At 73.3% G+C, this 13892-nt stretch carries 13 protein-coding genes; 9 read left to right on the forward strand and 4 right to left on the reverse strand.

The genetic code is table 11. The features are described 5' to 3' along the window. On the forward strand, nucleotides 1-491 hold a 491-nt coding region (locus AB0K09_RS20175; RefSeq protein WP_366066747.1), incomplete at its 5' end, for an EamA family transporter. Nucleotides 492-660: 169 nt separating this feature from the next. On the opposite strand, the gene AB0K09_RS20180 is transcribed toward AB0K09_RS20175, so the two are convergent. Then, nucleotides 661-1779 carry a magnesium and cobalt transport protein CorA gene (locus AB0K09_RS20180; RefSeq protein ID WP_366066748.1) on the reverse strand — a complete coding sequence of 373 codons (1119 nt, stop codon included), beginning with the start codon at nucleotides 1777-1779 and terminating at the stop codon, nucleotides 661-663. 503 nt (nucleotides 1780-2282) lie between these two features. Here AB0K09_RS20180 and AB0K09_RS20185 point away from each other — a divergent pair. The 4 genes from AB0K09_RS20185 to AB0K09_RS20200 all read left to right on the forward strand — a co-directional run bounded on the left by AB0K09_RS20185 (nucleotide 2283) and on the right by AB0K09_RS20200 (nucleotide 5425). Continuing rightward, nucleotides 2283-2930, forward strand: a complete 648-nt coding sequence (locus AB0K09_RS20185) for a suppressor of fused domain protein (RefSeq protein ID WP_366066749.1) — start codon at nucleotides 2283-2285, stop codon at nucleotides 2928-2930. Between the two features lie 84 nt (nucleotides 2931-3014). Continuing rightward, on the forward strand, nucleotides 3015-3656 hold the full coding sequence (locus AB0K09_RS20190; RefSeq protein ID WP_366066750.1) for a DUF6758 family protein: 642 nt from the start codon (nucleotides 3015-3017) through the stop codon (nucleotides 3654-3656). 84 nt (nucleotides 3657-3740) lie between these two features. Next, nucleotides 3741-4616 carry a PHP domain-containing protein gene (locus AB0K09_RS20195; protein WP_366066751.1) on the forward strand — a complete coding sequence of 292 codons (876 nt, stop codon included), beginning with the start codon at nucleotides 3741-3743 and terminating at the stop codon, nucleotides 4614-4616. A gap of 203 nt (nucleotides 4617-4819) precedes the next feature. After that, entirely contained in the window at nucleotides 4820-5425 is a 606-nt protein-coding gene (locus AB0K09_RS20200; protein ID WP_366066752.1) for a MarC family protein, read from the forward strand. Between the two features lie 164 nt (nucleotides 5426-5589). On the opposite strand, the gene AB0K09_RS20205 is transcribed toward AB0K09_RS20200, so the two are convergent. After that, on the reverse strand, nucleotides 5590-5742 hold the full coding sequence (locus tag AB0K09_RS20205) for a hypothetical protein (protein ID WP_366066753.1): 153 nt from the start codon (nucleotides 5740-5742) through the stop codon (nucleotides 5590-5592). Nucleotides 5743-5926: 184 nt separating this feature from the next. Between AB0K09_RS20205 and AB0K09_RS20210 the strand changes: the two genes are divergently transcribed. Beyond that, entirely contained in the window at nucleotides 5927-6856 is a 930-nt protein-coding gene (locus AB0K09_RS20210) for an NYN domain-containing protein (RefSeq protein ID WP_366066754.1), read from the forward strand. A gap of 146 nt (nucleotides 6857-7002) precedes the next feature. Then, a complete protein-coding gene (locus AB0K09_RS20215; RefSeq protein ID WP_366066755.1) occupies nucleotides 7003-7782 on the forward strand; it encodes a VOC family protein in 780 nt (259 codons plus the stop codon). A 519-nt stretch (nucleotides 7783-8301) separates the two neighbouring features. On the opposite strand, the gene AB0K09_RS20220 is transcribed toward AB0K09_RS20215, so the two are convergent. Beyond that, nucleotides 8302-9168 (reverse strand): alpha/beta hydrolase, encoded by an 867-nt coding sequence (locus tag AB0K09_RS20220; protein ID WP_366066756.1) that lies wholly within the window; start codon nucleotides 9166-9168, stop codon nucleotides 8302-8304. A gap of 68 nt (nucleotides 9169-9236) precedes the next feature. On the opposite strand from AB0K09_RS20220, the gene AB0K09_RS20225 reads away from it, so the two are divergent. Further along, nucleotides 9237-9992: an SDR family oxidoreductase gene (locus tag AB0K09_RS20225; RefSeq protein ID WP_366066757.1), complete on the forward strand. Its 756-nt coding sequence runs from the start codon at nucleotides 9237-9239 to the stop codon at nucleotides 9990-9992. Nucleotides 9993-10064: 72 nt separating this feature from the next. Here the strand turns inward: AB0K09_RS20225 and AB0K09_RS20230 are convergent, their stop codons facing one another. Next, nucleotides 10065-12470, reverse strand: a complete 2406-nt coding sequence (locus AB0K09_RS20230; protein ID WP_366066758.1) for a DEAD/DEAH box helicase — start codon at nucleotides 12468-12470, stop codon at nucleotides 10065-10067. Between the two features lie 517 nt (nucleotides 12471-12987). Between AB0K09_RS20230 and AB0K09_RS20235 the strand changes: the two genes are divergently transcribed. Then, entirely contained in the window at nucleotides 12988-13725 is a 738-nt protein-coding gene (locus tag AB0K09_RS20235) for a ferritin-like fold-containing protein (RefSeq protein ID WP_366066759.1), read from the forward strand. Nucleotides 13726-13892 lie beyond the last annotated feature (167 nt).

Consider the following 13892-nt stretch of genomic DNA (forward strand, 5'->3'; position numbering starts at 1 on the left):
CGTTCCTCGGGGTGCTCATCCTGACGGGCGTCGACCTGTCGACGTCCCCGCGCGCCCTCGCCGGCGACGGCCTCGCCCTCGCGGGCGGCGTGGCGGCCGCGGGATACGTGCTGCTGGGCGCGGCCGTGCGGCGCACGGTGGGCACGGTCGCGTACACGTACCTGTGCTACGCGACGACGACCGTGCTGCTGCTCGCCGTCTGCCTGGTCAGCGGCACTCCGCTGGCCGGCTACAGCGGTGAGACATGGCTGAAGCTGGCCGCGCTGACGCTGACGGCCCAGCTGCTGGGACACACGATCTTCAACCGTGTCGTGAAGGGGCTCGGGCCGTCGGTGACCTCGACGGCGATCCTGCTGGAGACGCCGTGCGCCGCGCTGATCGCGGCGCTGTGGCTGGGACAGCGGCCGTCGCTGGCGGCCTGCCCGGCACTCGCCGTGATCCTTGCGGGCCTGGCCCTGGTCATCCTGGGCGACCGCAGACGGCAGTCCTAACGCGCGCCTGCCGGCCGCCCGCGGCTACAGCCACCCGTTCCTCTTACTGTGCCTTCCCGGGGCGCAACCCCCGGCCCCCGGACCCCCGGCCGCCGCCCGCGGCTACAGCCACCCGTTCCTCTTACTGTGCCTTCCCGGGGGCAACCCCCGGACCCCCGGCCGCCCGCGGCTACAGCCACCCGTTCCTCTTGAAGCCGCGGTGGATGCCCACACAGATGGCCACCGTCAGCACCATGACTGCCGGATAGCCGTACTTCCAGTGCAGCTCCGGCATGTGGTCGAAGTTCATGCCGTAGATGCCCGCGATCATCGTCGGCACGGCGCAGATCGCCGCCCAGGAGGTGATCTTGCGCATGTCCTCGTTCTGCGCGACGGACGCCTGGGCGAGGTTGGCCTGGAGGATGGAGTTGAGGAGGTCGTCGAAGGAGACGACCTGCTCGTGCACGCGGGCGAGGTGGTCGGCGACGTCGCGGAAGTACTTCTGGATGTCCGGGTCGACCAGCCGCATCGGCCGCTCGCTCAGCAGCTGCATGGGGCGCATGAGCGGGGTGACCGCGCGCTTGAACTCCAGGACCTCGCGCTTGAGCTGGTAGATGCGGCCGGCGTCGCCGCCGCGCCGGCTGCCCTTGCTGGGCTCGGAGAAGACGTCGATCTCCACCTCGTCGATGTCGTCCTGCACGGCGTCGGCCACCGCTATGTAGCCGTCGACGACCTGGTCGGCGATGGCGTGCAGGACGGCCGAGGGGCCCTTGCCGAGCAGCTGCGCGTCCTCCTGGAGGCGGTGGCGCAGGGCGCGCAGGGAGCCCTGGCCGCCGTGCCGGACGGTGATGATGAAGTCCTGGCCGGTGAAGCACATCACCTCGCCGGTCTCCACCACCTCGCTGGTGGCGGTGAGTTCGGCGTGCTCGACGTAGTGGATGGTCTTGAAGACGGTGAAGACCGTGTCGTCGTAGCGCTCCAGCTTCGGCCGCTGGTGGGCGTGGACCGCGTCCTCCACGGCCAGCGGGTGCAGCCCGAACTCCTTGGCTATGCCGGCGAACTCCTGCTCGGTGGGCTCGTGCAGACCGATCCAGGCGAAGCCGCCCTCGGCACGCACCCGGCGCATGGCCTCGGCGGGGGAGACGTGGTCGCTGGCGCGGCGGCCGTCGCGGTAGACCGCGCAGTCGACGATGGCGCTGGCGCCGCCGCCGGCGCAGCGGTCGCGGGAGGCGTCGTAATCGAACGGGGTGCCGTGGGCACGGCGCAGCGCGGGACGGACGACTGCGCGGAGGTCACGGATCATCGACATGGCTGGCTCCTTCACGGGCCGGCCGCCGGCGACGGGCACGGGCGCAACGCAGCCGGAATCGCAGACGTGGGGGCCGGCCGGTGAGGGCCGGCGTGCGGCTGACGTCCGTGAATCGGGCGGCGCTTCGTGTGGTGTGCGGGTAGCTGGCGGCAGTGCGCGAGAACTTCGCAGGGACACGGAACAAAGCGGGATGAAGGCGCTCTTCCGTCCCACGCCGCGGGCGCGAGGAGACTCCGGGGACACCGCCGGGGGCGGGGCCCGTTCAGGCAGGGCCTCGGGTCAGCGAAGCCGGCTGCGCGTGTGCGTCCGGAGCGAGAGGACGGGAGAACTGTCGGTACTGCACGGTCGACTCGGATCCACCGCAGCCCCACCTCCTCCGGCCGGTCCCCGCTGAGGGACGAACGTCAATCCCTGACCAGAGGTCAAGGCCAACCCAGGCTAGCAGTCGTTCGGGACGTCAAGACCCGGCTTTGCCCGTTCGATACGCGTTCTATGCTCGCCGCATGTCAGACGTTCTCGCATTGGTCGAGGCCCGGCTGCGTTCGGCCCTCGGCGAGCCGGACGCGCGCGCCGCGGTGACCTTCCTGGGTACGGACCGGATCGAGGTCCTGCGCTTCACCGGCACGGACGGCACGGACGGCACGGACGGCACGGACGGCACGGACGGCGAGGAGGGGCGGGACGACGCCGGCGTCGTGCGGTACGCCACCCTCGGCATGTCCGCCCAGCCGATGGCCGATCCCACCTCCCCGCTCGCCGACCCCGTCCGTGGTCCGCGCGCCGAGCTGATCCTCACCGTCCGCCGGGGCCGCGCCGACACGGACAAGGTGCTCCGCCCGCTGGCCGTGCTCGCCGCCTCGCCCCAGGTCGAGGGCGTCGTCGTGGCGCCCGGGGCGTCGCTGGACACCGGCGAGCCGCTGTGGCCGGGTGCCCCCTTCACCTCCGTGCTCGTCGCGGAGCCCGGCGGGCTCGTCGAGGACCTGGAGCTGGACGCCCCCATGGACCCCGTCCGCTTCCTCCCCCTGCTGCCGATGACGCCGAACGAGGCGGCGTGGAAGCGCGTGCAGGGGGCGGCCGCGCTCCAGGAGCGCTGGCTGCGGCACGGTACGGACCTGCGCGATCCCCTGCGCGCCGGCGTACCCCTGGGGTGACGGGCGCGCCGTGCGGCCCGGCGCGACGTCCGGACGGGTGATCATCCTTGACGCGACGGCGGCCCGGTAGGACCGTTGGAGGCTATGAGGGGCGAACCCAGTTGCCCGAAGTGCGGTGGCCGGGTGCGCGCGCCCGGTCTCTTCGCCGACTCCTGGCAGTGTGCCGTGCACGGCACGGTGCACCCCCTGCAGCCGGTCGTCCCACCGAGCGTCGAGGCGCTCGCGGTCGTGGTGAAGCGGGCCCGGGTCCCGGTCTGGATGCCCTGGCCCCTGCCCGTGGGCTGGCTCTTCACCGGAGTGGTCTGCGCGGGTGACGACCGCAGCGGCGGCCGCGCCACCGCCGTCGCCTGCTCGGGCCCGAGCCCGCTCGGCGGGCCGGGGGAGCTGCTGCTCATCGCCGAGGAGCTCGGCGTCGGCCTCGGCGCGCGTTACGCCGGCATCGACGGCCCCGACCCGGGCCCGCACATGCGCGTCGACCGCCCGCCGCACGCCAAGGTCCACGCGGCCGGCCGGCCCACCCCCCTCTGGCACGTCGAGGGCACCCCCGACGACCGGGCCGTCTTCGCGGGCGAGGCCCGCGGCCTGTGGCTGTGGGCGGTCGTCTGGCCCGAGCGGTCCGGGCTGCTGATGTACGACGAGCTGGTGCTGACCGATCTGCGCGACGCCGGCGCCGAAGTGGATCTGCTGCCCTGCGGCGCGCTCTCGCCGCGCATCCTCTCGCCCTGACGGCCGCGCGGACCCGGCCGCGTTCGAACGGCGGTTATCCTGAACCGGTCCTGTCCGTCCTCGTCCGCCGTTGGGAGCCGTGCCGTGCGCATCGACCTGCACACCCACTCCACGGCCTCGGACGGTACGGACACCCCCGCCGAGCTGGTCCGCAACGCGGCCGCCGCCGGGCTGGACGTCGTCGCGCTGACCGACCACGACGGGACCGGCGGCCACGCGGAGGCCCTCGCGGCCCTGCCCGCCGGGCTCACCCTCGTCACCGGCGCCGAGATCTCCTGCCGCTTCGACGGCACCGCCGTCGGCGCGCCCGGCCTCAGCGTCCACATGCTGGCCTACCTCTTCGACCCCCGGGAGCCCGAGCTCGCCCGCGAGCTGGACCTCCTCCGCGACGACCGCGTCCCGCGCGCCCGGGCCATGGTCCGCAAGCTCAACGAGCTCGGCGTGCCGGTGAGCTGGGAGCGCGTCGCGGAGATCGCCGGGGACGGCGCTGTCGGACGGCCGCACCTGGCGACGGCCATGGTCGAGCTCGGAGTGATCGGGACCGTCTCCGACGCCTTCACCTCCGAGTGGCTCGCCGGGGACGGCCGCGCCTACGTCGCGAAGCACGAACTGGACCCCTTCGACGCCATCCGCCTGGTCAAGGCGGCCGGCGGGGTCACCGTCCTCGCGCACCCGCTCGCCCTCAAGCGCGGCGCCTGTGTCTCCGAGGGCGCGATAGCCGAGCTGGCCTCGGCCGGTCTGGACGGCGTCGAGGTGGACCACATGGACCACGACGCGGCCACCCGCGCCCGGCTGCGCGGCCTCGCCGCAGACCTGAACCTGCTGCCCACCGGCTCCAGCGACTACCACGGCAGCCGCAAGACCTGTCGGCTCGGCGAGTACACGACCGACCCCGAGATCTACGGCGAGATCACGCGCCGCGCGACGGGCGCGTTCCCCGTCCCGGGCGCCGGCGGCTGACCGCCGCACCGGCAGAGCCGTCCCGCGGGCGGCCCACCCCGGGCTGCCCGGCACACCGGTCCCGCACCGGCACGCCCGGCCGTTCCGGTCCGTCCCACCACCCCTTCCTCCCTGCCGTCCGCACCCCCGAATCCGCCCGCGTACCGGGGCGATCGCGCCTGTACGCCCGTACACCCGTACATCCCCACCGCAAGGCCCTCACTGTGTTCGATATCGCCGTCTTCGGATCCCTCTTTCTCACGCTTTTCGTGATCATGGACCCGCCCGGCATCACGCCGATCTTCCTCGCCCTCACCGCGGGCCGCGCCGCCAAGGTCCAGCGGCGCATGGCCTGGCAGGCGGCCGCCACCGCCTTCGGTGTGATCACCGTCTTCGGCATCTGCGGCCAGCAGATCCTGGACTACCTGCACATCACCACGCCCGCCCTGATGATCGCGGGCGGGCTGCTGCTGCTCCTGATCGCCCTGGACCTGCTCACCGGCAAGTCCGAGGAGCCGACGCAGACCAAGGACGTGAACGTCGCGCTGGTCCCGCTGGGCATGCCGCTGCTCGCCGGCCCCGGTGCGATCGTCTCGGTGATCCTGGCCGTCCAGCACGCGGACGGCTTCGCCGCGCAGGTGTCGGTGTGGGCGGCGATCGCCGCGATCCACGTCGTGCTGTGGCTGGTGATGCGGAACTCGCTGCTGATCATCCGTGTCATCAAGGACGGCGGCGTGGTCCTGGTGACGCGACTGGCCGGCATGATGCTGTCGGCGCTGGCTGTGCAGCAGATCATCAACGGCGTCACGCAGGTCATCGCGAGCCACTGAGGGCTCACCGGTCCCCCAAAACCCCTGCCGCGCGCGGCACTTCGCGCCGTATGTCGCGCGGCTTTTCAAGGACCGGGTCAAGACCCGGCGCGGCTCCGCCTCAAACACACAACACCCCCGTACGGTCCCGTACGGGGGTGTTCCGCATGAGGCGTACGAACGCGTTACCGGGCCGCGGTGCCGGCCGGGCGGATATAGATGCGCTGGCCCGTCGAAGCGGCCTGCTGCACGATCCGGTTGACGGAGGCGGCGTCCACGACGGTGCTGTCGACGGCGGTGCCGTCGACGTCGTCCAGGCGCATGATCTCGAAGCGCACGGCTTCTCCCTTCGTCTGATCCTCCTGAAGGAGAACTGATGAACGTGACGCGCGCAGCGACGATGGTGCGGCGCGTTCCATATGTGTCCAACGAGGTGGTGCCTGCAAACATTCCCTACGCTAAGGAAATTTTTAACATGACTAATTACTGACCAGTAGTCCCGAAGTGTGAGACCTGACACCCATGACTGACTCGAAACACCCCGGGCCCGTGGACCTCGCCGCGATCGCCGCCGGCATCGAGCGCACCAACGAGCTGCTGACCCGGGTCCTCGCCGAGGTGGCCACGACACCCTCCACCCACGCGGTCTTCGTGGACGCCGGCTACGTCTACGCCGCCGCCGGCCGGCTCGTCACCGGCACCGAGGACCGCCGCGCCTTCGAGCTCGACGCCGAGGGGATCATCGAGGCCTTCATCGACAAGGCCCGCATGATCTTCCCCGACAGCCGGCTGCTCCGCGTCTACTGGTACGACGGCGCCCGCCGCCGTATCCACACCACCGAGCAGCAGAGCATCGCGGAGCTCCCCGACGTCAAGGTCCGGCTCGGCAACCTCAACGCCCACAACCAGCAGAAGGGCGTCGACTCCCTGATCCGCAGCGACCTGGAGTCCCTCGCCCGGCACCGGGCCATCAGCGACGCCGTCCTCATCGGCGGCGACGAGGACCTCGTCTCGGCCGTCGAGGCCGCCCAGGGCTACGGCGCCCGGGTGCACCTGTGGGGCATCGAGGCCGGCGGCGGCCGCAACCAGGCCGAGCCGCTGCTGTGGGAGGTCGACAGCCAGCGCACCTTCGACCTGGAGTTCTGCAAGCCGTACGTCACCCGGCGCGCCGCCTACGAGTCCTCCTTCGGCGAGGTCATCCACCACGGCCCCGCACCCTCCCGGGACGACGTGCGGTTCGTCGGCGCCCAGGTCGCCGCCCAGTGGCTGGGCTCGCGCGGCCGCGACTCGCTCGCCGAGCTGCTGCCGGGCCACCCGTACCTGCCGGGCGGCGTCGACCAGGAACTGCTGGTGGAGGCCGAGGCGCTGCTGGGCCTGTCGCTGCGCGGCCACGCCGATCTGCGCCGCGCCCTGCGGGACGGCTTCTGGGACCACCTGCGCACCCAGTACTGACCGACCCGGCCGAACCGACCCGACTGATACGAAACCGGCGCCTTGCGCGCGTGCCGGAATGCGCCGCCGCCACGCGAGTGGAACCCTGGCAGGTGACCCGTGGACCAGATCGGAAGAGCTCGGAAAGAGAATCGAGGCGAGCGGCCATGTCGGCGTTGGACCGCGCGGGGCCCGGCACGCCCTGCTGGGTGAGCCTGCTGACCGGTGACCTCCCCGAGGCGCAGAGGTTCTACGGCGCGGTGCTGGGGTGGACCTTCCGCCCCGGCTCGCTGGGCGAGGACTTCTCGGTGGCCCTCGCCGACGGCAGACCGGTGGCGGGCCTCGGGGACGTCGCGCGCAGCTTCGGTGTCGCCGTCTCCTGGACCTGCTACTTCGCCGTCGACGACGCCAATCTCGTCGCGTCGCGGATCCGCGAGCGGGGCGGCACGGTCGCGGTCGGGCCGGTGGCCCTCGGCCACGGCCGCGTCGTCCTGGCCGCGGACCCGGCGGGCGCGGTCTTCGGCTTCTGGGAGGGCGAGGTCATGCGCGGCTGGCGGATCGGCAGCGGTGCGGCGCCCGCCTGGCTGGAGCTGCGCACCCGCGACGCGTTCGCCTCCGCCGTCTTCTACGGCGAGATCTTCGACTGGGACAAGCGCTCGGACATCTGCGAGGTCCGCTACGAGGACGAGGCCGTGATGGTCCGCGCCGGCGACTCCACGGTCGCCTGCCTGCGCGGCGGCGCGATCGAGGCCGCGCCGGACCCCCGCATCCGGCCCCGCTGGCACGTCTACTTCCGGGTCGACGACGTCGACAAGGCCGTCGAGGCGGCCCTGGCGGCCGGCGGAGCGGTCGAGGCCCCGGTGGGCTCCCTGGAGAACGAACGCGAGGCCGCCCTGCGGGACCCGGAGGGCGGCATCTTCACGGTGACGGAACGGACGGGTTGCTGAGCGCTTGCCGTGCGCTTGCCGCGTGCTTGCCGCGTGTGGGGTTCGGGGGGCCAGGGCTGGTGGCGGTTCGGCACCGCCGGGCCGGTTGTGTTGGGCCGGGCGCCGTTGCGGCGGGGACAGTGCCGGGGGGCCAAGCCCCCCGGGCCCCCAGGGGCCGGTGCGTGGTTGGACCTGGGGGCGGTTTCGTGCTGCCGGGCTGCTTGTGGTGGGCCGGGCGCCGTTGCGGCGGGGGAAGCGTCGGGGGGCCGAGCCCCCCGGGCCCCCAGGGGCCGGTGTGTGGTTGGACCTGGGTGCGGCTTCGCGCTGGTGGCGGTTCGGCACCGCCGGGCCGGCCGACTTGGGCTGAGCGCCGTTGCGGCGGGAAAGGAGCCGGGGGCAAGCCCCCCGGGCCCCTTGGGGCCGGTGCGTGGGCGGGCTGCGGCGGGGCCTCGGGCCGCCGGGCCCCGGCTCGGGCGGGAGGATCTTGCCGCCGCCGTGGCGAGGGTTCGGCGGCATGCGTGGGCGCCGTAACCCGCGCCGCTAGCGCAGCGTCACCGTGCTCCAGAACGCCGCCAGCGCTTCCGCCGTCGCCTTCGGGCGTTCCGCGTTGGGGGAGTGGCCCGCGCCCCGGATCACCGTGCGGAGCGCCGACAGCTTCTCCGCCATCGCGTCGATCTCCGGCACCGGCCAGGCGTAGTCCAGCTCGCCGGAGATCACATGCTTGGGCAGCGCCACCCGCGCCAGCTCGGCCGTGCGGTCCGGTTCGGTGATCAACTGGCGGCCGGCGGCGATGAGTTGTTCCGGCCGCGTCCGCATCCAGCGACGGTGCAGGAACGCGCCGAGCGCGGGCGGCGTGTCCAGCGACGCGGCGTTCTCCGCCTCCTGCCGCTGCATCTCCAGCCATACGCTCTCCATGTCCATCCCGAGATCCGCGAGCGCGTGGATCAGCAGGCGCGTACGAGCCTGCTGCGAGGGCGAGATCGCGGCCGGCCCGCTGCTCATGACGGTCAGCGAGCGGAACGGCGCCGCGTCGGCCAGCACCGCCGCACGCGTGATCAGCCCGCCCAGGGAGTGCCCGAGCAGATGGACGTCACCGCCCAGCGCGGCCGTCTGCGCGAGCACGTCGCGCGCCAACTCGTGCTGCGCGTAAGCGCTCTCCTCGCGTGGGCCCGCGCTCTCGTGCTGGCCCCTCCCGTCCACGGCGACGACCCGGTAACCGGCGGTCGCGAGTGGCTCCAGGAGCGCCAGGAAGTCCTCCTTGCTGCCGGTGAACCCCGGCACCAGCAGGGCCGTGCCGCGCGGCGTCCCGGCGGGACGCGCGTCGTGCACGGCGAACTCCCCGCGCTCGGTGACGAGGTGGTACGCCTCGGCGCACGCGGGCAAGGTGAGGATGGGCGGCCTGCTCATGCCACGAGGCTAACGCGGCGTCCGATGACCGCCGGACACGAGGCCCGCGGCGGGCCAGGATCGTGGTCATGTCCCACGAAGAAACCAAGCAACTCATCGGCAAGGCGGCCCTGGTGACCGGCGGCAGCCGTGGCATCGGCGAGGCGATCGTCCTGCGGCTCGCACGGGCGGGCGCGGACGTCGCGTTCACCTACCGGGAGAACGAGGAGCTCGCGGTCGGCGTCGTCGCCCGCGTGAAGGAGGCCGGCGGCCGCGCGATCGCCCTGCGTGCCGACGCGGCCGACGCCGAAGCGGTGCGCGGCGCGGTGGCCGCGGCCGCCGCGGAGTACGGCCGTCTCGACATCCTGGTCAACAACGCCGGCGCGGGCGTCCTGGCGCCGATCGCGGACCTCGCCCTCGCGGACGTCGACCGCGTCCTCGCCGTCAACATCCGCGCCCCCTTCCTGGCCGTCCAGGCGGCGCTCGCCCACCTCCGCGAGGGCGGCCGCATCATCACCGTCGGCAGCTGCATGGCCGAGCGCGTCGCCTTCCCCGGCGCCACGCTCTACGCCACCAGCAAGACGGCCCTCACCGGTCTCACCAAGTCCCTCGCCCGGGAGCTGGGCCCCGCCGGCATCACCGCCAACCTCGTCCACCCCGGTCCGATCGACACGGACATGAACCCGGCGGACGGCCCGGCGGCGGACGCACAGGCCTCGCTCACCGCGCTGGGACGGTTCGGGACCGCCGGGGAGGTCGCGGAGACGGTCGCCTATCTGGCGGGCCCGGCGGGGGCGTACGTGACGGGGGCGTCGATAGCGGTGGACGGCGGCTTCGCCGCGTAACGCACGGCCCCGGCAACGACGGCGGCCGGTCACCCCGGAGGGTGACCGGCCGCCGGTCATATGCGGTCCCGCTTACGCGCTGGGCGCGGCAGCCGCCTTCTTGGTGGTGCGGGTGCGCTTGGGCTTCTCGACGACCGTCTCGGCGCCCTCCGGGGCCTCCACGACGGCGACGGCCTTCTTGGTGGTCCGCGTGCGCTTGGGCTTCGCCTCGGCGGCCTCGGCGGCCTTCTTGGCGGTGCGGGTGCGCTTCGGCTTCTCGGCGACCGTCTCGGCGCCCTCCGGGGCCTCCACGACGGCGACGGCCTTCTTGGCGGTCCGCGTGCGCTTCGGCTTCGCCTCCGCCGCCTCGGCGGCCTCGACGCCGTCGACCACTGCCACGGCCTTCTTGGCGGTCCGCGTGCGCTTCGGCTTCACCTCGGCCGTCTCGGCGGCCTCGGCCGTCTCCACGGCGGCAGCGGCCTTCTTGGTGGTCCGGGCGCGCTTCGGCTTGGCCTCGACGGCTTCGGCCGTCTCCACAGCCTCGACAGCGGCGGCGGCCTTCTTGGCGGTGCGGGTGCGCTTGGGCTTCTCGACGACCGTCTCGGTCGCCTCGGCGGCCTCCGGGGCCTCCACGGCGGCAGCGGCCTTCTTGGTGGTCCGCGTGCGCTTGGGCTTCGCCTCGGCGGCCTCTGCCGTCGCGACGGCCTCGGCGGCCTTCTTGGCGGTGCGGGTGCGCTTGGGCTTCTCGACGACCGTCTCGGTCGCCTCGACGGCCTCCGCGGTCTCCACGGCGGCGACGGCCTTCTTGGCGGTGCGGGTGCGCTTCGGCTTCTCGACGACGGTCTCGGTCGCCTCGGCCGCCTCCACGACCTCGACCGCCTCCACGGCCGGCGCCTCCACGACCGCCGCCTCGGCGACCGGGGTCACCGGGGCCTCGGCCCCCTGGACGCGGCGCGTGCGGCGACGGCGCGGCTTCGCCGGAGTCGGCTCGGCCACCGGCGCCTCGACGACCGGGGCCTCGACGACCGGGGCCTCGACCACCGCGGTCTCGGCGACCGGGGTCACCGGGGCCACGGCCTCGCCCGGCCGGCCGCCGCGCGTGCGGCGACGGCGGCGCGGGCGGGCCGGGGTCTCCGGTGCGCCCGTGGTCTCCGTGGCCTCAGCGGCAGGCGCGCCGGCAGGCGTGCCCGCCTCGTCGACCGGCGCGCCGGAGCGCGTCCGGCGGCGCTGGCGCGGCGTGCGGGTGCGCTCGGGACGCTCCGCGCGCTCCGTGCGCTCGGTACGGGCGCCGCGGCGGCCGCGGCCGCCCACCTCGCCGAGGTCCTCGATCTCCTCGGCCGCGAGACCGGCGAGGGTCCGCTCCGAGCGGGGCAGGATGCCCTTCGTGCCGGCCGGGATGCTCAGCGCCTCGTACAGGTGAGGGGACGTGGAGTACGTCTCCTCCGGCTCGTCGAACGGCAGCTCCAGCGCCTTGTTGATGAGCTTCCAGCGCGGGATGTCGTCCCAGTCGACCAGCGTGACGGCCGTGCCCGACTTGCCCGCGCGGCCGGTGCGGCCGATGCGGTGCAGGTAGGTCTTCTCGTCCTCGGGGGTCTGGTAGTTGACGACGTGGGTGACGTCGTCGACGTCGATGCCGCGCGCGGCGACGTCGGTGCAGACCAGGACGTCGACCTTGCCGTTGCGGAAGGCGCGCAGCGCCTGCTCGCGGGCGCCCTGGCCGAGGTCGCCGTGGACCGCGCCAGCGGCGAAGCCGCGGCGGGTGAGCTGCTCGGAGATGTCGGCGGCCGTCCGCTTGGTGCGGCAGAAGATCATCGCGCGGTTGCGGCCCTCGGCCTGCAGGATGCGGGCGACCATCTCCGGCTTGTCCATGTTGTGGGCGCGGAAGACGTGCTGCGCGATGTTGGCGTGGGTCTGGCCCTCGTCGTCCGGCGCGGTGGCGCGGATGTGCGTCGGCTGCGACATGTAGCGGCGGGCGAGCGAGATGACCGCGCCCGGCATGGTGGCCGAGAAGAGCATGGTCTGGCGCTTGACCGGGAGCATCGTGATGATGCGCTCGACGTCCGGCAGGAAGCCCAGGTCGAGCATCTCGTCGGCCTCGTCGAGGACCAGCGCCTTGACGTGCGCGAGGCTCAGCTTCTTCTGCCCGGCCAGGTCGAGCAGCCGGCCCGGGGTGCCGACGACGACGTCGACGCCCTTCTTGAGGGCCTCGACCTGCGGCTCGTAGGCACGGCCGCCGTAGATCGCCTGGACCCGGACGTTACGGACCTTGCCGGCGGTGAGCAGGTCGTTGGTGACCTGCTGGCACAGCTCACGGGTGGGGACGACGACGAGCGCCTGCGGGGCGTCGGTCAGCTGCTCCGGCTTGGCCCGGCCCGCCTCGACGTCGGCGGGGACGACGACGCGCTCCAGCAGCGGCAGACCGAAGCCGAGCGTCTTGCCGGTGCCGGTCTTGGCCTGGCCGATGACGTCGGAGCCCGAGAGGGCGACCGGAAGCGTCATCTCCTGGATGGGGAACGGGTGGACGATGCCGACCGCCTCAAGGGCTTCGGCGGTTTCGGGGAGAATCCCCAGGTCTCGGAAAGTGGCCTGAGTAGTCAGGGTTTTGCCTCTTCTGTGAGACGCGGCGCGAAGCGGCGAAGGGGGTCGTACGACGGTCGTACGAACCGTGCCGAGTGACAGGCCGGCCGGGGAGGCCGGATGGCACGGGACCACTGCCTTCGCTCGTGCACACGTGCCGCGAGCGGATCCCTCCAGGTGCGTACGACTCGTACGCGCCGCGCGGAGGGCGGTCGGTTTTGTGGAAGCCGATCGGGCCACCGACCGGGCATCCGCTGGCACTCTGGAGACGCGCCTCCAGAAGACACAGCATGGGTGCGGCCCGCCGAATATTCGGCTGGCCTCTTAGCACTGTACCCCGGAAATGCGCATGTGTGTCCGGACAACCGCCCGGCCGGATCCGGAGGGAGTCTCTGACCAGGCCCTTCCTCGCGGGGCGGGGCGGGCTATTGTGCGCTCCATGGACACGCCCGACACCGCCCCCGAGAACGCCGCAGAGCCCACCGGAATCGCCGCCCAGGACTGGGCCCACGCCTCCGCCGACCCGCAGTACCGGGCGGCCGTCGTGGATCTGCTGGGCGCCCTCGCCTACGGCGAGCTGGCCGCCTTCGAGCGGCTGGCCGAGGACGCCAAGCTGGCTCCGACGCTCGACGACAAGGCCGAGCTCGCCAAGATGGCCGCCGCGGAGTTCCAGCACTTCCAGCGGCTGCGCGACCGGCTCGCCGCCATCGACGTCCAGCCGACCGCCGCGATGGAGCCCTTCGCGGCCGCGCTGGACGAGTTCCACCGCCAGACGGCGCCCTCGGACTGGCTGGAGGGCCTGGTCAAGGCCTATGTGGGCGACTCGATCGCCAGTGACTTCTACCGCGAGGTCGCGGTCCGGCTGGACTCCGACACCCGTGCGCTGGTGCTGGCCGTGCTGGACGACACCGGTCACGCGTCGTTCGCGGTCGAGAAGGTGCGGGCGGCCATCGAGGCGGACCCGCGCGTCGGCGGGCGGCTCGCGCTGTGGGCGCGGCGGCTGATGGGCGAGGCGCTCTCCCAGGCGCAGCGCGTGGTCGCCGACCGGGACGCGCTGTCGACCATGCTGGTCGGCGGGGTGGCCGACGGCTTCGACCTGGCCGAGGTCGGGAAGATGTTCTCCCGGATCACCGAGGCGCACACCAAGCGCATGGCCGCGCTGGGGCTGGCCGCGTAACACCGGACAGGCGCGTCGCACGACGCGGGCTCGCGGGGCTCAGGCCGTGGCTGATCGGCGGGCCCCGCCGCCCGCCGGCCGCAGCAGCAGGGACAGTCGGGGCGCATGGTGAGGTGCCCGGCGTTGGGGGTGATCGGTTTCGTCTCGGGGTGGCCGGTGCAGCGGAG

The sequence above is a fragment of the Streptomyces sp. NPDC049577 genome, from assembly GCF_040675635.1.
Taxonomy (GTDB): domain Bacteria; phylum Actinomycetota; class Actinomycetes; order Streptomycetales; family Streptomycetaceae; genus Streptomyces.